We start from the raw sequence: 18,656 nt of genomic DNA, 5'->3' as shown, positions 1-18,656 counted from the left end.
TCTGTACGGAATCATTGAGAATCATGTTCATAGTTGATAGATTTCCTTGCGTATATTGCGGAAAAACCGTATGCGCCAAGTAGTGAATGACATGAAATACAACTATATCTTCGGACCGGTACTGAGCGGCCGACTGGGACGCTCCCTCGGATTGGACCTTTTGGGAGACCGCATCTGCAGCATGGACTGTATCTATTGCGAGGTGGGCGCAACCCGCGTGCACACGCTGGAACGATCGCCCTACGTCTCTGCCGAAGACATTCTCCACGAACTGGAAACCTGGATCGAGGAAGGCAACGAATGGCCGGACGTGGTCACGCTGGGGGGGCTGGGCGAACCCTGCCTGAACAGCGAAATGCCGTATGTCATTCAGGGAGCGCGGGAGCTGTTGCCCGGCGTGCCCGTGGCCGTGCTCACCAACTCGACGCTCATGCTCGACGAGCAGGCCCGCAACGAACTGGCACTGGCGGACATCGTGCTGCCGTCACTGGACTCGCTGGTGCTCGAGGAATTCCTGGCCCTGAACAGACCGTGCCCGGGCATCGGGCCGGACGAGGTGGCCCGTGGGTTGCTCGAATTCAGCAGCATGTACGACGGCAAAATATTTTTGGAAATTCTGCTTGCCAAGGGAGTCAATGACTCTGACGAGAACCTCGGCAGGCTCGAGGCATTTTGCAAACGCTTGCAGCCGGACCGCGTGGACGTGGTCACCCTTACCCGGCCGGGCACCCTCAAGAAGACGGGCCCGGTGGACAAGGACGTGCTGGAGCGTTGGCGCAAGGCACTGCACGCGGCCGCACCGGCCAAACGACAGGAACGGGCCGAAACGCGGCAGGTTGACGAAGCGCGCATGATCGAGATGATCCGCGCCTCCCTGCAACGCCGGCCCCAGACCGTGCAGCAACTGGTCGACGCGCTGGGTCTGGACCCGGATCAGGCCCGCAGGGCCATTGATACGCTTGTCGAACAGGGCCACGTGACCAAACGGGATGAAAGCGGCACAACATTTTACCACTCCAGCCGCCACATCATCGAGGGCTAGCCGTGCACGCCATGCGCAGAAAAATTTTTATCTCATTGAGAGGATTGAATGACCGCGAAGAAAAAGCGTCAGAAAATGTTCATCTCGGTTCTGCCGGGGGAACAGGTGGAAGTGATCCTGGCCGAGGAAGGCTGCGTTAACGAATACTACGTGGAGATGCTGCACCAGGAAAAAACCAAGGGCAACATCTACAAGGGCTACATCCACAACATCGACAACGGCCTGCAGGCCGCGTTCATCAACTACGGAGCCGAACGCAACGGATTCCTGCAGATCGACGAAGTCCATCCCGAATACTATCAGGGCAGCTACAAGCTCAAGAAGGGCGCGCGCTATCCCCTGATGCAGCATGTGCTCAAGCCCGGTCAGGAAGTGCTGGTGCAGGTGGTCAAGGAACCCACCGGCAAGAAAGGCGCGTTCCTGACCACCTATCTCTCCCTGCCCGGCCGCTGCTTTGTGTACACCGTGGGCCGCGACCAGATGGGCGTTTCGCGCAAGATCGAGGACGAAAAGGAACGCGCACGCCTCAAGGGCGTGCTGGAAAGCCTCAAGCCCGAAGAAGGCGTGGGGCTCATCGCCCGCACCGCGGCCGTGGGCCAGAGCAAGGCCGCCATGGAGCGCGATTTCAAGTACCTGAACCGGCTCTGGAAGGATGTGCGCGATTCCGTGGGCGAGGAAAAACCGCCCAAGCTGATATACAAGGAAATGCAGCTCGCTGCCCGCGCCGTGCGCGATTACCTGACCACCAACGTCACCGAAGTCTGGGTGGACGACCCGGACACCTATGAGCAGGTCAAGAAATTCGTGAGCCTGGCCTTTCCGCGCAAGCCCGGCCTGGTCAAGCTGCACAACCAGCACGACAAATCGCTTGTGGAACGCTTCAACCTGCACAAGCAGGTGGAGGAAATCTATTCCCGCGAGGCTTCCATGCCCTCGGGCGGGCGTCTGGTGTTCGACCAGACCGAGGCCCTGACCGCCGTGGATATCAACTCCGGCAAGATCGGCGGAGAGCGCAATTTCCAGAAAATGGCCCTGAAGACCAACAAGGAAGCGGCCGTGGAGATCGCGCGCCAGCTCCGGTTGCGCGACATCGGCGGACAGGTGGTCATCGACTTCATCGAAATGAAGGACCCCAAGCACTGCCGCGAGGTGGAAAAAGCCATGCGCCAGGCCATGAAAAACGACCGCGCACGCACGGACGTGAGCCGCATTTCCAGCTTCGGACTCATGGAGCTGGTGCGCCAGCGTCTGGGGTCCTCGGCCATTGCCGTGAGCACAGAGCCCTGCCCCTGCTGCGGCGGCACGGGCATGCGGCGCAACATGGAGTGGCAGTCGTTGCAGGCCCTCAAGGACATCTATCGCCAGCTCAGGCGCGGCAACTGCCCGGACCCGCTGGTCTACGAGGCCGAAGAGGAGCTGGCCCTGTACCTGCTGAACAACAAGCGCGGCATGCTGGGCGATCTTGAACGCCGCTTCGGCATCAGGATCCATGTGGACTTTGCCTACGAATACGAGGACTAGGGCGCACAACGGGCCACGGGAAGACGTGCAATGAAGAAAATACTGCTTCACATCTGCTGCGGTCCCTGCTCCATCACGGTTGTCCGGTCCCTGCTCGATCAGGGGCTGGACGTGACCGGCCTGTTCTACAATCCGAACATCCACCCGCTCACGGAATACGCCAAACGCCGGGACGGCTGCCTCGAAACCGCGGAAAAGCTCGGCATTCCCGTGCTGGTCAAGGACAACGAATACCGTCCGCAGGACTGGTTCCGGGCCGTGGCCTACCGCGAGAACAACCGCTGTTTTCACTGCTACGCAGACCGCTTGGAACGCACCGCGTCCATAGCCAAGCGGGGCAAATTCGACCATTTCACCACCACCCTGCTGTACAGCAAATTCCAGAAACACGACTCCATCGCCCAACTGGGGCGCGACATGGGCACAAAGGCAACTTCGTTCTGGTATCAGGATTTCCGCGACGGCTGGAAGGAAGGCATTGAACTGAGCAAGGACTGGGGCATATACCGGCAGCAGTACTGCGGCTGCCTGTACAGCGAAAACGAACGCTATTCCAAGGAACTGGGGGGCTGACCATGCCGAGCCTGCAATCGGCCCGATTCGGCTTCCTGTTCCGGCCCGCGGCCTTCATCATCGGCTTTGTGCTGCTGGCCGTGCTGAACACCCTGCTGGCCGCGGCCACCCCCACGGAAAACGACCCGGTCAGCATCCGGCTCGTGTCCGTGTTCGTGTACTCGGTGCTGGGCTGGTTCACCTACAAGCGCTCGCGCGTCTGCACATGGGTGCTCTGCTGCCTGATGATCCTCAACGGCCTGAGCACCATGACCGTCGCGTTTCCTGCCCTGCTGGCCAATCAGGGCAACTCCGGCATGCAGCTGGCCAACCTCGTGGCGGGCGGCTATTTCTTCTATGGGGGGGTGGTCCTGTTCCTGAACCGCCCGGGCGGTCCGGCCGCCACTACGGACGGCGAGTGACCATGCCCGTGCACAGCGGCGATTCCCCGGCCATACGCCCGGCCTTTCCGGGAGCAGCCAAAGAGCGCTGTTCCCAACAGGCCGAAGGACTGCTGCTGTATATCCACGTGCCGTTCTGCAAATCACGCTGTCATTACTGCACGTTTCACTCCCAGGCCTACAATCAGGTCACCTTTGCCTGGTACCTGAAGACCCTGCTGCAGGAAATCAAACTGTGGGGCAAACGGCTCAAAAAGCCCCGGGTGGCCACCGTGTATTTCGGCGGGGGCACGCCCAGCCTCATGGCTCCGCACCAGCTCGACGACGTCATGAAGGCCCTGCGCAAGCATTTCTCGCTGCACCCCAACATGGAGGCCACGCTGGAGGCCAACCCGGATTCAGCCACGGACGTGAGCTATTTCCGCGCCCTGCGCAGCATCGGGTTCAACCGGCTCTCGCTGGGCATCCAGAGCCTCGACGACCAGGACCTGATCATGATGGGCAGGCCGCACTCCGCGGCGCAGGCCGTGGAATCCTTTGGCGCGGCGCGCGCCGCCGGGTTCAACAACATCAGCGTGGATTTCATCTGGGGATTGCCGGACCAGCGGCTCAAGACATGGCTGGACACGCTGGAGCAGGCCGTGAAAATGAAGCCCGAACACATTTCCGCCTACAACCTGACACTTGAGCCGTACACGGTGCTGTTCAAACGCCACGACGCGGGCGAGCTGGCCCTGCCCTCGGAGCAGGAGGCCGGACGCATGTTCATCTATGGCGCGGAATATCTGGAATCGCACGGATTCCTGCACTACGAGGTTTCCAACTTCGCGCGCATGGGCTTCATGTCCGCGCACAACTCGGGCTACTGGGAAGGCCGCGACTATCTCGGACTGGGACCGTCCGCCGTGTCCACGCTGGGCAAACGGCGCTTCACCAACCCGCGCTACATGGACGAATACGATGCGGCCGTGCGCGGCGACTTTGCCGGGCAGGATTTCGAGCAGCTCACCGAAGAGCACCTGTTGCAGGAGATGGTCATGCTCAGCCTGCGCACCACCAAGGGGCTGGACCTCAAGGATTTCAAAAAACGCGCGGGGTACGATCTGGTCAAGCGGCGGCATCGGCTGGTCAGTGCCCTGCACCGCGAAAATCTGGTGCGCATCAATCAGGGCAGGCTCAAGCTGACCAAAAACGGCATGCTCGTTTCCAATCCCATTGTCCGCCGCCTGATTTTCGACGAATAAAAACCGCTTTTCCTGCCCAACAGCCCGGCGACAAACGGCTCAGACCTGCGCCAGCGCGCGCAGCTGCCGGTGCTGGTCCGCCAGCACATCCAGAAAATGCCGGGCCATGCGCTCCACATACTCCAGATAATACCGCAAGGCCTGTTCCTGATCATCCGGGGTGGATTCTTCGCCCCACAACCCCTCATGAAAACGGGCGTTATCGAAATCCTCGAAGCGCTGCACAAGGTAGGACACGTTGCCCCGGTCCAACTGGGCCACCACGTCCGCGCCCACGCGCAAAAACTCGTCGCCCTCCATGTTCGCGAGCACGCCGAGGGGCTCCACCGTGTTGGTCCACGTGCGCATCTCGTTCCGTACATGCTGCACGATGCGTCCCATGTCTGCATCCGTGCGGCCGGGCATGGCCAGCACCGTGGCAAAAATGCGTTCCACGTCCGGGTCTTCGGGGAGCTGCGGATTCTCATCAAAATGAATATTCGGGCCGAAGATGATGCTATCACGGGTCAGATTGATGACCTCGACCTCGGAAAGCCGGATTTCCTCACACAGCCAGAGCGCGGCATCCCGGAAATTCAATGACGTATACAGGGTCCGTCCCCACGGCGTTTTGACAGGATACAACTGCGGGTAGCGATTGACCAATTCTCTTGTGCTCCGGGGCACCTGTTCATAAACGCTCCCCTTGACGTAACCGATTTTGTACGGATCCACCGAGCAAAGCTGGGCCCCGGCCAGGATACACTTGCTGCAGCCCAGATACCGGGCCACGGAAAACGCCGTGGAAATCACCGAGGCATACAGCCGCAAGGCCGGGCGCGGCCCGAACACTTCCGGCAGATACGAACCGAACAGAAAACGGTTCGGGGTGGCCTGTCCCCCGAGATAGGACATGCAATGCCCCACCAGCGCGGTGCGCTTGAGCGGCGGCACATCCTGAAAACTCTTTTCCGTGGCCAGCGAGCTGTCGTTGATGACCACGAAATGCGGCTCGATGCCGTGGGCCAGCAGCGTTTTGAGCGCACTGTTGACAGCAACGACCACGCAACGGTCCCGGTTGGCGCGGATGAATTCGATGCGGTTGGTCAAATCATAGCCGGCCGCCACCAGAATGGCGGTCTTGCCCCGGAACAGGTTGCGCAGGGGCCGGATGCTCCGACGCGTGGCGTAGTCCACGACATTCTCATAGGTGTGCAGGAACTGGTCGTAAAAAAGCGAACGGGTCATGGGCCGCAGGGGACGGCCGCGGTCATTGAACTGGCCCGCCACCTGATAGATGCGATAGCGGTAGAACAGCAGTTCCAGATATTCCACCACGTCGTGCGTGTACTCGGGCCAGGCCTCGTCCATGCCCGGCAGGGCATAGAAAACCGGAAACCCATTCTCAAACAGGGCGGGCGGAAACAGGCGCGGCAGGTGAAACGGCATGGAAAACAAATCGCCCTGAAAGATGAAGACCCCGTTGGAGGAAAGCTCCTTGGCAGGAACCGACGCCGCGAACCGCTCCAGCCGGGCCATGTCCGGCTCGAAGATCAGCACGGTCACGTCCTGCTGTTGCAGGAAGAACCGAAAGAGCGGGGTGTCCGCCGCCCCCAGAAAGGCCACGATGCCCGCCTTTTTCACGACCTCGGGCAACGGCGTTTCCGGGGTCAGTTCCTCGAACAGCCTTTTGTTCCTGTCCGCGTATGGCGTGGCGAGCAGGGGCTTTTCATATGCCCAGCACGGGGTATGATCAAAAAAGACGTGCTCTTCACCCACCGGGGCGGCCGGTTCGGGCAACGGCTGGGCAGCAACCAGCACGCCCATCTCGACAAGCACATCAATGGCAACGGATTCGGACATGAAGACCCTCGCGGTTATTGGCTATGTTCCGTGGGTATCACAATCGTCCGCCACTCGCCAGAACCTGCGGACAACCATGACGATGCCGTTTATTCCAGCCCCACGGCCTGCCTGACCGCTTCCACGCCCACGCGTTTCATGAATTTTGCCGTGCGTTCGCGCTTGTTGCCGTTCTCGCGGTAAAAGGCCATGAGCTTGCGCAGCAGTTCCTTGGCTTCTTCCGCGCTCAGGTTGCTGGCCATCTCGTCGGCAATGCGCACCTGATTGCCCGCGTTGCCGCCCATGAGCACAGTCCAGCCCTTTGTCTTGCCGATCAGCCCGATGTCGCGCACGCGGCTTTCCCCGCAACAGAGCGGGCAGCCGGACACGCCGATCTTGACCTTGGCGGGCAGATCCATGCCCATGAACTCTTCTTCCAGTTCCATGCCAAGCCCCAGAGAATCCTGTTTGCCGAAGGTGCAGACCGCCGTTCCCGGGCAGGCCTGCACATAGTGCAGACAGAGCTCGGTGGCCCTGCCTATTTCCATTTCAAGGTCGGCCCATATCTTGGGGATGGTGTCCTTTTCCATGCCCACCAAAGCCATGCGCTGGCCCGAGGTGATCTTGACGATGGGCACCTGATATTTTTCCACCACGTCGGCCAGCGCGCGCAACTGCTGCGGCGAAATCAGCCCCACCGGAGTTCTGGGCACGATGGCGTAGGTGTTCTTGTCCCGTTGCAGGATGGCTCCGTCCAGCGGATCGGTCTTGGCGGTCATGAAAGGCTCCTTGTGGTTCACGTTTTCTGACGTCCGGCCATAATAGAGAGACTACGCCTTCACGTAAACGCCGGTATTTTCGCGGGCATGAAAAAAGCGCGCCCCCGAAAGAGCGCGCCTGTTGTTCCACTTGCCGCAAACGGCTAGATGACCTTGTTCAGCGGATATTCGATGATGGCCTCGGCCCCGAGCTGCTTGAGCTGGGGAATGATGTCGCGCACCACGCTCTCGTCCACCACGATTTCCGCGGAAACCCATGCCTCGTCCTTGAGCTCGGCAATGGTGGGCGAGGTCTGGGCGGGCATGATGGCCTGGGCAGCGTCCAGCGCGGCCTTGGGCAGGTTCATCTTCATGCCCACCAGCTTTTCCGCGCGCAGGGCGCCCTGCAAAAGCATGTTGATCTGTTCGATCTTCTTGCGCTTGAACGGGTCTTCCCACGCCTTGCGGTTGGCGATGAGCTGGGTGTTGGTCTGCATGAGCTCGGCAATGATGCGCAGGCCGTTGGCCTTGATGGTGGTGCCGGTCTCGGTGATCTCCACGATGGCGTCGCACAGGCCTTCCACGACCTTGGCCTCGGTGGTGCCCCATGAGAAGGATACATCCACGTTCACGCCGATGGATTCGAAGTACTTCTTGGTGAACCCGGTCAGCTCGGTGGCGATGGTCTTGCCTTCGAGGTCCTCGGGCCGCTTGTACGGGGAATTGCCGTTGACGCACAGCACCCAGCGGGCCGGACGGTTGGAGACCTTGGAATAGATCAGGTCGTCAACCACGACCACGTCGGAATCATACTCCATGATCCAGTCCTTGCCGGTCAGGCCCACGTCGAAGGTGCCCTGCTCCACGTACATGGCCATTTCCTGCGCACGCGCCAGCGAGCAGGAGATCTCCTTGTCGTCAATGTCCGGAAAGTAGTTGCGGTGGTGCAGGCGGATGTTCCAGCCGGCCTTGGCAAAGAGCTTGATGGTTGCGTCTTGCAGGGAACCTTTGGGCACACCGAGTCGAAGCGTATTGTCGGACATTATTTGTAGACCTCCTTGGGGTCGAAAACGATGGGCGAGCATTCCTTGACCTCGCCATCCTTGAGTTCACGGTAGAAACAGCTGCGGTAGCCCTTGTGGCAGGCGGCTCCGCCGATCTGATCGATGAGCACGACCACGGTGTCGTCATCGCAATCAATGCGGATGGACTTCACCGTCTGGGTATGGCCCGAGGTACCGCCCTTATGCCACAAGCACTGGCGGGAACGGCTGTAGTAATGCACGTCGCCGGTCTCCAGGGTCTTGTCCCAGGCTTCCTCGTTCATGTAGGCCATCATCAGGATTTCACCGGTTTCGGCATCCTGAGCAATGGCCGGGATCAGGCCATTCATTTTCTTGAAATCGGGTCGAATCATCATTTCTCCATGACAAAATTGTATTTTCCCAACCAATTCGTGCGGCCGGGACGGATTTCATAGCCGACTGTTCCGGGATTCGCAATAGCTCAAGGCAGGGATTTCGCGGCAATCCGGTGAAAATCGACCATGCGGCGCAGAAACGGGCAAACGATGCAAACGTATCATCGCCGCGCGGTGCGGCTCCGCAATCCTGTTACAGTGGTGTGCACAGGGGCCGGATGTCAAGGATTTGCAGGCGTGTAGCCCCTCAGCGCAGCACCGAGAGCAGCCCGTTGACCACGGCCATGACGGTCTGCGCCTTGACCGCGTCGCGGTCGCCGTTGAAGCGGTAGGACCGGGTGCGGGTTCCCCCCGGCCAGGAAAAGGCCACCCAGACCGTACCAACGGGCTTGTCCGGGGTGCCGCCGGTGGGTCCGGCAATGCCCGAGACCGCCACGTTCACGTCCGTGCCCAGCACTTTTGCCGCGCCCTGGGCCATGGCCTGCACCACGGGTTCGCTCACGGCCCCGTGCTCGTCCAGCACGCCTTGTTCCACGCCCAGCACATCGCGTTTGATTTCGTTGTCATAGGCCACCACGGCCCCGCGAAACCAGTTGGAACTGCCGGAAACGTCCGTGAGCGTGCTGGCGATGAGTCCGCCGGTACAGGATTCCGCGGTTCCCAGCGTCAGGTCTTCCAGTGCCAGCAGTTCGCCCACTTCCTGCACGGCGCGGGATATGAGATGTCTGTCCATGGGCATATTCCTCCGAATTTTCGGTTTCACGCGTTTTACCCCATGGCCGCCCCGGTTGCAATGAGCCGCGTGCGGGCCTATGTTGCAGGGATGATCACCCCGCGCGAACTCATGGACCTTGCCCTTGCGCGCCACCGCCAGCCGTGGAACATGACCCTGCAGCTGGGCGGATGCGCGCTTTTGGCCCTTGCCCTGCTGCTGCACGGCGCGCTGGTGGCCTCCATGGGGCTGGTGCTTGTGGGGGTCGGCTTCATGAACCTGCGCCTTGCGCCCATGCGCCCGGGGCGCTGGCACACGTTTCTGGACCGCGTGCTGGCTGCCGAGGTGGGCTGGCTCAATGCGCCCATGGGCTGGCGCAAACTGTTGCGCACCGCCGTGCTGCTGGGCATCGTGTCCGTGACGTTCTGGGCACTGTGGATGCGCGACATAGCCGTGCTGGGCATGCTGGTATGCATGTGGGCCGTGTATCTGGCCTACCGCTACAACCGGACCACAGGCATTGACCCCTGAGCAGCGGCCCGTCCGGACTTTCATTCCACGCCGAGTTCGGGTATCAGCGTGGGAACAAAACGAACATTTCGAGGAGTTTTACATATGCTTGACCTGAAACGCATGCAGAACAATCCGGACGTGGTCCGGGAAAGCCTGAAAAAACGCGGCTCGGCCATCGACGTGCAGGAATTCGCCACGTTGGACGAAAAGCGCAAGGCCCTCATCGCCGAGGTGGAGGAGCTCAAGGCCGAACGCAACAAGGTCGGTCCGGAAATCGCCAAGCGCAAACGCGCCAAGGAAGACGCCTCCGACCTGCTGGCGCGCATGGGCGAGGTTGCCGAGCGGGTCAAGACGCTGGACGCGGAGCTGGCCGAGGTGCAGGCCGCGGAAAAGGAATGGATCATGGCCGTTCCCAACATTCCGGCCGAAGACACCCCGGTGGGCGCCACCGAGGACGACAACCCGGTGCGCCGCTACTGGGGCGAAAAGCCCGAACTGAATTTCGCTCCCAAAGAGCATTGGGAGCTGGGCGTGGAACTAGGCGGCTTCGATTTCGAGCGCGCGGCCAAGCTCACGGGCGCGCGTTTCGTGGTCAGCAAGGGCTGGGCCGCCAAGCTGGAGCGCGCCCTGGCCGCCTTCATGCTCGACACGCACCTCAACGAGCACGACTATCTGGAAATCATCCCGCCGTTCATCGTCAACCGCGACACCATGACCGGCACGGGCCAGTTGCCCAAGTTCGAGGAAGACCTCTTCAAGCTGCGCGGCACCGAATACTACCTGATTCCCACGGCCGAAGTGCCGCTGACCAACCTGTATTCCGGCGAAGTGCTGGAGGAATCCCAGCTGCCCATGCGCCTGTGCGCGCATACGCCGTGCTTCCGGTCCGAGGCCGGTTCCTACGGCAAGGACACCAAGGGCCTGATCCGCCAGCACCAGTTCATGAAGGTGGAAATGGTCAACCTTGCCCATCCCGACCATTCCTACGAGGCGCTGGAGGCCATGACCGCGGCCGCCGAAAAGATCCTGCAAAAGCTCGGCCTGCATTACCGGGTCATCGAGCTGTGCACCGGCGACATGGGCTTTTCCGCGGCCAAGACCTACGACCTTGAAGTCTGGCTGCCCGGTCAGGACAAATACCGCGAGATTTCCTCCTGCTCCAACTGCGAGGACTTTCAGGCCCGGCGCGCCAACATCAAGTTCCAGCCCGAAAATTCCAAGAAAAAGGAATTCGTGCACACCCTGAACGGCTCCGGCCTTGCCGTGGGCCGAACGCTGGTGGCCGTGCTGGAAAACTACCAGCAGGAAGACGGCTCCATCGTGGTGCCCGAGGCCCTGCGCCCCTACATGGGCGGGCTTGAGGTCATCAAGGGCTAGGCAAAGCGCAATCGACCACCAAGGCTCGTGTCTCACGGCACGGGCCTTTTTTTGTATCTTCCATGCAATCAAATCCTTGACGGAACAAGCGATCCTGCCAAGTATTCACTCAAGGGAACAAAACCACCGCGGCAAACACGGAGAATCCGGTTCATGGGCATAGCCACCGACATCATACTCATCGTTGTCTTTGCATTCTTCTGCGGCATGATCATGCAGCGGATCGGGCAGCCGCTCATTCTGGGCTACATTCTGGCCGGTGTGCTGCTGGGACCGAACACCGGCGGATACACGGTCTCGGGCGTCCATGAGATCGAACTCCTCGCGGAAATCGGCATCGCCCTGCTGCTCTTCGCACTGGGGCTGGAATTTTCCTTCAAGGACCTGAAGCCGGTCCGAAAGGTGGCGCTCATCGGCACGCCCCTGCAGATGCTGTTGACCATACTGCTCGGCTACGGGGCCGGACAGGTCATGGGGCTGGACTGGAGGTCCTCCATATGGCTGGGCGGCCTGATTTCCTTTTCCAGCACCATGGTACTGCTCAAGACGCTGATGAACCAGGGCTGGATGGGCACGCTTTCCAGCAAGGTCATGGTGGGCATGCTCATCGTGCAGGACTTGGCCGTGGTGCCGCTCATGATCGCCCTGCCCGAACTCAACGACCCCATGGTGGGCCTGCCCAAGCTGGGCATTGCCGCGCTCAAGGCCGGAGCTTTCCTTGCCTGCATGATCGTTCTGGGCACGCGGCTGCTGCCCTGGCTCCTTGGCCGCATTGCCAGCGTGGGGTCGCGGGAACTGTTCCTCATCGCCATAGCCGCCATCGGCCTCGGGGTCGGCTACCTGACCTATCTGGTGGGGCTTTCATTTGCGTTCGGCGCCTTCGTGGCCGGGCTGGTGCTGAGCGAATCGGATTACGGGCATCAGGCCCTGAGCGACATCATGCCGCTGCGGGACATATTCGGCCTGTTGTTCTTTTCCTCGGTGGGCATGCTCTTTGACCCCGAATTCCTGGTGAACCACCTTTCCACGGTACTGTTGCTGCTGCTGGTTGTCTGCGTGGGCAAGGGCCTCGTGATGGCCATGATCTCGGCCCTGTTCAAATACCGCAACGTGGTGCCGCTGGCCGTGGGATTGGGCCTTTTCCAGGTGGGGGAATTCGCGTTCGTCCTCGCCCGGCTGGGCGTTTCCACGCAATCCATCAGCCAGGAAATGTATTCGCTGGTGCTGACCATCACCATCCTGTCCATGGCCCTGACCCCCATTGTTTCGGGACAGACCGAACGGCTCTACAGGCTCAGAAAACGCTGGTTCCGCCATGAGCAGCACGAATCCGTGAACATTCCGGAAAAAGGACTGCGCAACCACGCCGTCATACTGGGCGGCGGACGGATCGGCTTTCAGGTGGCGGAAATCCTGAAACGACTGGGCAAGTCGTTCGTGGTGGTGGAACATGACCAGAGGCGTTTCGAACAACTCAAGCAGGACGGACTGCCCGTGCTTTTCGGTGACGCCACGCAACACGCAGTGCTTGAGGCGGCCGGGATCGACACCGCTGCGCTGGCGGTGGTGACCGTGCCGGGCTTTGTGACCGCACGCTCCATCATAACCATGATCAAACAGGAACACGCCAGCGTCGGAATCGTCACACGCTCTTCCGGGCATGACGAAGTCGTGAAAATGCATGCGCTGGGCGTCTCGGGAACAGCGCTGCCGGAACTGGAAGGGAGTCTGGAAATGGCGCGTCAGTCCCTGCGCCACCTGAACATGTCGCCCATGGAAATCCTGCGCAGGACAGACGCCATACGGCAGGAAATCTACTCCCAGATGTGCGGCAAGGATCAGGACTACCGGGAGCTTTCCCAGCTGCGGAGCGCAGAACGCGAATTCGACCTGCAATGGGTCCGGCTGCCTGAACAGGGCGGGCTGACAAACCTGTCCATCGACGACGCCAACATCCGAAAACACACCGGCGCCACCATTGTCGGCGTTGTCCGGGACGGCGTCCTGCAGACCAACCCCGGTGCCGGTTTCGTTTTCCGCGGCGGCGACAGGATCGCCATCATCGGCAGCGACGAGGCACGCGAAGCCTTCTGTATCCTTTCCGAATCAGGATGCTGCGACGGCACGTCTTCCGCCCCCGCATAGGCGCATCCCAGCCATGCCCGTCCATGGTTCATCCATACCCAAGGCACAAAAAAAGAGGGAAGGATCAAATCCTTCCCTCGTTCTTCCAAGGGGAAAAAACTACAAACCAACCGCGTCCAGATACAAATCGCCGCTGAACGTCAACTCCGCAGCGCCCTGCAAAAAGACCTGTCCATCCTCGACGGAAACGGTCAGCACCTCGCCGCCGCTGGTGGTCAGGCGTGCGGCAGAATCGGTCAGGCCCAGTTCCCGGGCAAGGAACTGCGTGGCGGCCGCGCCCGTGCCGCAGGCATAGGTTTCGTCCTCCACGCCGCGCTCGTAGGTGCGCAACAGGATGGTCTCCTTGTCCTTGACCTGCGCGATGTTCACGTTGGTCCCGGCCGGAGCAAACCGTTCATGGTAGCGGATGGCCGCACCGAGGGCCTTGATGTCCTCGGCCTGCACGTCGTCCACGAACACGACAACATGGGGAACGCCGGTGTCCACGTAATGCACGGTCAGGTCGCGTCCGTCCGCAGAAAGTTCGATGCCGGTCTGCGTGTCCTTGGGCGGCGTAAGCTGCACCTTGACCTGTCCGCGCTCCGGTCCTTCGGTAATGACCTTGGCCCGAATCGGCCCGGCGTCCGTGCCGAAAACATGCTCGGCCGGGGCGATGTCCAGCGTATAGGTCAGCCTGCCCGCGCAGCGTGAGGCATTGCCGCACATTTCGGCGCGGCTGCCGTCGTTGTTATAGAAATGCCAGCAGTAATCCAGCCCGGAATCCTCGGGGGCTTCGTCAATGAAAAACAGGCCGTCCGCGCAAATGCCAAAGGCCCGCGCACAGATTTTCTCGGCCCAGCGCGGCATTTCCGCCCGGCTCAGGCCCAGCTCCCGGTTATCGATGACAACAAAATCGTTGCCGCATCCCTGCATCTTGTAAAACGGCACATTGGTGCCGAACATTTCGCTCATGACTATCTCCATACATGTGTGGCGGTGGCTCAAAAAAAACGATAAGCATTTCAACGCAACCCGGCAAGCATAAAAAAACGGCCCCGTATTGCCTTTTGCCGGGTTCCATGCGAAATGACATTTTCACACTTTGTCAGTATACTTTACGCGGAGAGTTTCATGGAATCACAGCACGAATCCGGCCACAGCAGCCAGAAAACGGTCCGCCGCTCCACGTGCGCGCTGCTGGTGTTTGCCGCGCTCATGATCGGCGTGTTTGCCGGCAACGCCGTAACCCTGATCATGCAGGCAAACCGTCATCAGCAGTCGGCTCCGCCCCCGTCAGCGCCCGCCGACATGCCGCAGACACGGCCCGACCCCACTCAGGCGCGGCTTGAATCGACGGCGGCCGCACACCCGGACGATCCCGGAGCATGGGCCCGGCTGGGTCATTACTATTTTGACAACAATATGCCCGCCAAGGCCGTGGGCACCTATGAGAAAGCCCTTGCGCTGGACCCGGGCAACGCCAACCTGTGGTCCGATCTGGGCGTCATGTATCGCCGCACCGGGCAATTTGCAAAGGCCGTGCAATCCTTTGAAAAGGCTACGGCGCTGGACCCCGCCCACATGACCGCGTGCTTCAACAAGGGCATCGTGCTGCTGCACGACCTGAACCGCAAGCAGGAGGCCCTGGCCGTCTGGGAAGGCATATTGAAACAGAACCCCAAAGCCACCACGCCCGGCGGACAACCCCTGAGCGACCTTGTGCGGGAAGTACGCGGCCAGTAATCGTTTTTGTTGCAGTACGTCATGCGGGGCGGGCAAGCGTTCAAACGGGCGTTTGCCCGCCCCCCACTTTACACGATCCTTTTTTGTGCATACGTTCCCGCCATCAAACAGCATCAATTCCACTCAGGAGAATGAATATGACCAAGACAGCACTGCTTTTTCCCGGTCAGGGATCGCAGGAACAGGGCATGGGCCGCGACGCTGCCGAAGCGTCCGCCGAAGCGCTGGACCTCTGGAAATACGCGGAACAGGAATCCGGGCTGCCGCTCAGGGAAATCTATTGGGACGGCACCGACGCGGACATGGCCGACACCCGCGCCCTGCAGCCGGCACTGACCGTGGTCAACCTGACCTTGTGGCAGGCCTGCGCAGGCTCGCTGGAACCGCTGGCCGCCGCCGGACACAGCCTGGGTGAATTCGCGGCGCTCTCTGCCGCCGGAGTGCTCTCCCCGCGCCATGCGGTCAAGGCCGTATGCATCCGGGGCAGGCTCATGGCCGAGGCCGGACGCGAGGGACACGGCATGGCCGCCGTGCTCAAGCTGGAACAGGACGCCGTGGCCGAAATCGTGGACAAGGCCGTGGACGCTTCCGGCAAGGAACTGCGCATCGCCAACTACAACACCCCGGGCCAGTTCGTCATCTCCGGCGAACAGGAAGCTCTGGACGCGGCCGCTGATCTGGCCAAGCAGAACAAGGGCCGCTGCATCAAGCTGGCCGTATCCGGCGCATTCCATTCCCCGCTCATCAACGAGGCCGCCGACGAGTTCGCCGGGCTGCTCAAAAAGCTGGACTGGAACGCGCCCGCCTTCCCGGTCTACTGCAACGCCACCGGACTCCCCGAGCAGGCCCCCGAAGCCATCGCCGAAATCATGCAGAAGCAGATGACCTCTTCCGTGCTCTGGGTACAGACGCTGGCCTCCATGTGGAACGACGGCATCCGCACCTTCACGGAGATCGGCCCCAAGGGCGTGCTCCAGAAGATGCTCAAGCCCAACTTCAAGGGCAAGAACGAGGACTGGACCGGCGCGGCCATCGGCTCGCTGGCCGACCTGTAAAATTTTTACGGGAAAGAGTTGGGGAGGCCCCTTTTGAAAAAGGGGCCTCCCCAAACCCCTCCACCAAAACCTTTTGGCGCTGCGGCCCGCCCTGCTTTTGCAGGACGGGCCGCAGTCGTTTGGGGCTGACGTAAAAACTACTTGAAAAAACAGGAAAGAAGCTGTCCAAACATTTTCTCCGCCCCTTTCTCCACCCTGTTGTGCATTCGAAGAATGCACAACAGAAAAGGGTCAAGGGACGTGTCCCTTGCGGGTGCAGGGCAGAGCCCTGCCCCCCCCGGAGGGGAAACGAGGCAACGCCGCAGACCGCTGTTCCCAGCCACCCTAGAGTAAAGCAATCAAACCGCGCCGCCCAAGCTGGCGAAGAAATTCAGTGACGGCCACCTCGGCCTCGCGGGTCTGCACCCTGTAGCGCTGCACGAATCGTTCGGAAAGCGCACGCACGGTCTGTTTGTCGTCGATGGTATTCCACACGAACGAACCGAGTTCGTCCAGTTCAAGGGTCCGTTGCACGGGCGAGCCGTCCCACATGCCCACGCGCTCGGCAAGGCGGCCGAACCATGGCCGGGAAGCCACTTCGTAATGAAGGCGCACCAGTCCGCCCGCGCCGGTCTCCGGCCGCACGGTTTCGTTGCGCACAACGACCATGTTCAACGCCTGTTCCCGGTTCATGACCGGCTTCGGTTTGCGTTTAAACAGCCCCATACTGCGCACATACCTCGTCGAATTGGTGGTTGTCCAAGGGAATGTCGCCCGACGCATACACCCCGAGCAGAGCGTTGCGCGAGGCATCGTGCCAGATGCGGCCCATGGAAAGCACGGGCCTGCGCAAAAAACGCTTGCGGAGCGAATTCCAGGCAATGCCCTGTCCCTGCTCCCGGGTTTCCCCTTGTATGCGTTCGGAACAATACTCGGCCGCCCACAGGGAAACCGGCCGGTCTCCGAGCACCACGTCCGCGGGCACGAGCCGTTCCAGCTCAAGGAGCACACCCGGCCCCCGTCCGATGTCACGGTCGGGCGCGTCCACGGCGGGCATGCGTTTGGGGCGGCGCAGGGTCACAAGGCTTTTGCCCGGCATAAAGGAAAATCCGTGCAGCAGAAAATCGGAAGGAGTCCGCGCCCGCATGCCGAACATGCGCCACGGCAGGGTCGCGCCCGCCCAATGATCGCGAAACGAGGCCAGCACGCCGGCGGCAATGTCCACGGATCCACTGTGGTCCGCCAGATCGTGAAACTGGAGGGTTGCGGCCAGTCCGGTGGCCGGATTGTGCACCACGCCTCCACAGCCGCCCTGCCATTGCACGTGCGCTGCGGCAAGCCCGCTTTCCCGAAGCCGTTCAAAAGGACGAAGCCATGGCCCTTCGGGTTCGACCATGCGCACCTCGTCCCGGCGAAACCGCTTGGCCAGTCTGCGCACGTGCCGTCCGGCATCGAACGGGCCGCGCACGCGCCGCCACTGGATGTCGGCCCGGGGCATGCCGCGCTCCTCAAGCCGCAGGTACCGGCGCTCGATGGCAGCAGGTTCCCACAAGCCGGGCACGACAAGGCTGACGCCGTTCCATGCCAGCTTTGCGTCGCTCATTCTAGCGCGGCACGAAAAGGTCGAGATCGGTGATCTTTCCGGCATTTTCCGTGGCCTTGTACAGACTGCGGAAATTCTTCTTGTAGCAGGAAAATTCGAGATCCAGCAGCGACTGGTCCGTCATCTTGATGGACACGCCGGGCCGGATGGAAGAATCGGTGCTGTACATGAGCACGATCTTGACATGGCGCCCCTCGCTGCCGGAGATGTCCCATTCCCAGGCAATGACATTGCGGAAGGAGTCGCCCTGATAGGAGGAGGGATCGCCAAAACGCTTGGTGTACAGTGCCAGCAGATCCTTGAAAAGGCGCTTGCTCATGTCCGCGAACTTGATCTTGATGCGCACGATCTTGCCGGGATTGGCGCAGTTGCCGTAGATGATGCTGCCGCCGCGCACCCCGTGAATGGCCCCGGTACGAATCAGGGCCTCGTCCAGGAAGATGGCGTCGGACATGGCTCCGGCGTGCTCCATGCGGCACATGTCCTGATAGCGTGAAAAATCGTCGCCCAGCCGGATTCCGGCCACGGATACGGGGGCGGGGCCGGAGGCCCATGCGCCGGATACGAGCAGAAGCGAAAAAAGCATACCAAGGGCAAAGCGTTTCATGGCAAACCATCCATTGATTGATGTGCAATCATTCATCCTGCTTGCCTTTTATCGCAGAACATGGCGTAAAGCAAAGGAAGTAAATGAATTTATCAACACGCAAGGAATCCGCATGCGCGCACTCGCCTATTACGTTTTAGCCTTTGCCGGCGGCCTCGTCTACGGCGGTCAGGTCTGACCGCTC

20 protein-coding genes are annotated in these 18,656 nt (G+C 61.0%); 11 read left to right on the top strand and 9 right to left on the bottom strand.

The genetic code is table 11. The annotated features are described in order from the left end of the window. Positions 1 to 91 precede the first annotated feature (91 nt). The 5 genes from F8A88_RS08945 to hemW are packed head-to-tail and all read left to right on the top strand — an operon-like array spanning position 92 to position 4,760. Positions 92 to 1,042, top strand: coding sequence for a radical SAM protein (locus tag F8A88_RS08945; protein ID WP_151150803.1), 951 nt, complete (start codon positions 92 to 94; stop codon positions 1,040 to 1,042). Between the two features lie 48 nt (positions 1,043 to 1,090). Then, positions 1,091 to 2,563, top strand: coding sequence for an Rne/Rng family ribonuclease (locus F8A88_RS08940; protein ID WP_151150802.1), 1,473 nt, complete (start codon positions 1,091 to 1,093; stop codon positions 2,561 to 2,563). A 30-nt stretch (positions 2,564 to 2,593) separates the two neighbouring features. After that, a complete protein-coding gene (locus F8A88_RS08935) occupies positions 2,594 to 3,136 on the top strand; it encodes an epoxyqueuosine reductase QueH (protein ID WP_151150801.1) in 543 nt (180 codons plus the stop codon). A 2-nt stretch (positions 3,137 to 3,138) separates the two neighbouring features. Then, complete coding sequence (locus tag F8A88_RS08930) at positions 3,139 to 3,537, top strand: hypothetical protein (RefSeq protein WP_151150800.1); 399 nt, start codon at positions 3,139 to 3,141, stop codon at positions 3,535 to 3,537. A 2-nt stretch (positions 3,538 to 3,539) separates the two neighbouring features. Next, positions 3,540 to 4,760 (top strand): radical SAM family heme chaperone HemW, encoded by a 1,221-nt coding sequence (hemW, locus tag F8A88_RS08925; protein ID WP_194163279.1) that lies wholly within the window; start codon positions 3,540 to 3,542, stop codon positions 4,758 to 4,760. Positions 4,761 to 4,799: 39 nt separating this feature from the next. On the opposite strand, the gene F8A88_RS08920 is transcribed toward hemW, so the two are convergent. The 5 genes from F8A88_RS08920 to F8A88_RS08900 form a co-directional block, all read right to left on the bottom strand. After that, the gene (locus F8A88_RS08920; protein WP_151150799.1) at positions 4,800 to 6,602 is read right to left on the bottom strand and encodes a 6-hydroxymethylpterin diphosphokinase MptE-like protein; all 1,803 of its coding nucleotides are present in this window, start codon (positions 6,600 to 6,602) and stop codon (positions 4,800 to 4,802) included. An 89-nt stretch (positions 6,603 to 6,691) separates the two neighbouring features. Then, the gene (locus tag F8A88_RS08915) at positions 6,692 to 7,360 is read right to left on the bottom strand and encodes a nitrite/sulfite reductase domain-containing protein (protein ID WP_151150798.1); all 669 of its coding nucleotides are present in this window, start codon (positions 7,358 to 7,360) and stop codon (positions 6,692 to 6,694) included. A 143-nt stretch (positions 7,361 to 7,503) separates the two neighbouring features. Beyond that, complete coding sequence (gene hisG, locus F8A88_RS08910; RefSeq protein ID WP_194163283.1) at positions 7,504 to 8,385, bottom strand: ATP phosphoribosyltransferase; 882 nt, start codon at positions 8,383 to 8,385, stop codon at positions 7,504 to 7,506. After that, a complete protein-coding gene (gene hisI / locus F8A88_RS08905) occupies positions 8,382 to 8,756 on the bottom strand; it encodes a phosphoribosyl-AMP cyclohydrolase (protein WP_151151003.1) in 375 nt (124 codons plus the stop codon). The genes hisG and hisI overlap by 4 nt, the downstream gene beginning before the upstream one ends. 250 nt (positions 8,757 to 9,006) lie before the next feature. Next, positions 9,007 to 9,492: a CinA family protein gene (locus tag F8A88_RS08900; protein ID WP_151150796.1), complete on the bottom strand. Its 486-nt coding sequence runs from the start codon at positions 9,490 to 9,492 to the stop codon at positions 9,007 to 9,009. Between the two features lie 42 nt (positions 9,493 to 9,534). Between F8A88_RS08900 and F8A88_RS08895 the strand changes: the two genes are divergently transcribed. The 3 genes from F8A88_RS08895 to F8A88_RS08885 all read left to right on the top strand — a co-directional run bounded on the left by F8A88_RS08895 (position 9,535) and on the right by F8A88_RS08885 (position 13,506). Beyond that, positions 9,535 to 10,002 (top strand): hypothetical protein, encoded by a 468-nt coding sequence (locus tag F8A88_RS08895; RefSeq protein WP_151150795.1) that lies wholly within the window; start codon positions 9,535 to 9,537, stop codon positions 10,000 to 10,002. 84 nt (positions 10,003 to 10,086) lie between these two features. Continuing rightward, on the top strand, positions 10,087 to 11,361 hold the full coding sequence (gene serS, locus F8A88_RS08890; protein ID WP_151150794.1) for a serine--tRNA ligase: 1,275 nt from the start codon (positions 10,087 to 10,089) through the stop codon (positions 11,359 to 11,361). Positions 11,362 to 11,514: 153 nt separating this feature from the next. Beyond that, positions 11,515 to 13,506 (top strand): monovalent cation:proton antiporter family protein, encoded by a 1,992-nt coding sequence (locus F8A88_RS08885; RefSeq protein ID WP_151150793.1) that lies wholly within the window; start codon positions 11,515 to 11,517, stop codon positions 13,504 to 13,506. Positions 13,507 to 13,605: 99 nt separating this feature from the next. On the opposite strand, the gene dapF is transcribed toward F8A88_RS08885, so the two are convergent. Beyond that, positions 13,606 to 14,457, bottom strand: coding sequence for a diaminopimelate epimerase (gene dapF / locus F8A88_RS08880; RefSeq protein ID WP_151150792.1), 852 nt, complete (start codon positions 14,455 to 14,457; stop codon positions 13,606 to 13,608). Between the two features lie 159 nt (positions 14,458 to 14,616). On the opposite strand from dapF, the gene F8A88_RS08875 reads away from it, so the two are divergent. Continuing rightward, a complete protein-coding gene (locus F8A88_RS08875) occupies positions 14,617 to 15,228 on the top strand; it encodes a tetratricopeptide repeat protein (RefSeq protein ID WP_161598366.1) in 612 nt (203 codons plus the stop codon). 137 nt (positions 15,229 to 15,365) lie between these two features. Then, positions 15,366 to 16,283, top strand: a complete 918-nt coding sequence (locus tag F8A88_RS08870) for an ACP S-malonyltransferase (protein WP_151150790.1) — start codon at positions 15,366 to 15,368, stop codon at positions 16,281 to 16,283. 324 nt (positions 16,284 to 16,607) lie between these two features. Here F8A88_RS08870 and F8A88_RS08865 read toward each other — a convergent pair whose 3' ends face one another. From F8A88_RS08865 to F8A88_RS08855, 3 genes are read right to left on the bottom strand one after another with little or no spacing between them, the layout of a single operon-like run. Continuing rightward, positions 16,608 to 16,988: a PqqD family protein gene (locus F8A88_RS08865; RefSeq protein WP_151150789.1), complete on the bottom strand. Its 381-nt coding sequence runs from the start codon at positions 16,986 to 16,988 to the stop codon at positions 16,608 to 16,610. Further along, positions 16,975 to 17,865 carry a hypothetical protein gene (locus F8A88_RS08860; RefSeq protein ID WP_151150788.1) on the bottom strand — a complete coding sequence of 297 codons (891 nt, stop codon included), beginning with the start codon at positions 17,863 to 17,865 and terminating at the stop codon, positions 16,975 to 16,977. Before F8A88_RS08860 ends, F8A88_RS08865 begins: the two co-directional genes overlap by 14 nt. A 1-nt stretch (position 17,866) precedes the next feature. Continuing rightward, positions 17,867 to 18,472, bottom strand: coding sequence for a hypothetical protein (locus F8A88_RS08855; protein WP_151150787.1), 606 nt, complete (start codon positions 18,470 to 18,472; stop codon positions 17,867 to 17,869). Here F8A88_RS08855 and F8A88_RS08850 point away from each other — a divergent pair. Next, positions 18,471 to 18,650, top strand: coding sequence for a hypothetical protein (locus F8A88_RS08850; RefSeq protein ID WP_151150786.1), 180 nt, complete (start codon positions 18,471 to 18,473; stop codon positions 18,648 to 18,650). The two genes, F8A88_RS08855 and F8A88_RS08850, sit on opposite strands and share 2 nt — an antisense overlap. Positions 18,651 to 18,656 lie beyond the last annotated feature (6 nt).

It is taken from the genome of Pseudodesulfovibrio senegalensis (assembly GCF_008830225.1).
Lineage (GTDB): Bacteria > Desulfobacterota > Desulfovibrionia > Desulfovibrionales > Desulfovibrionaceae > Pseudodesulfovibrio > Pseudodesulfovibrio senegalensis.
Note: the sequence above shows the minus strand (reverse complement) of the source record. Positions and strands in the feature narration are given on the sequence as shown.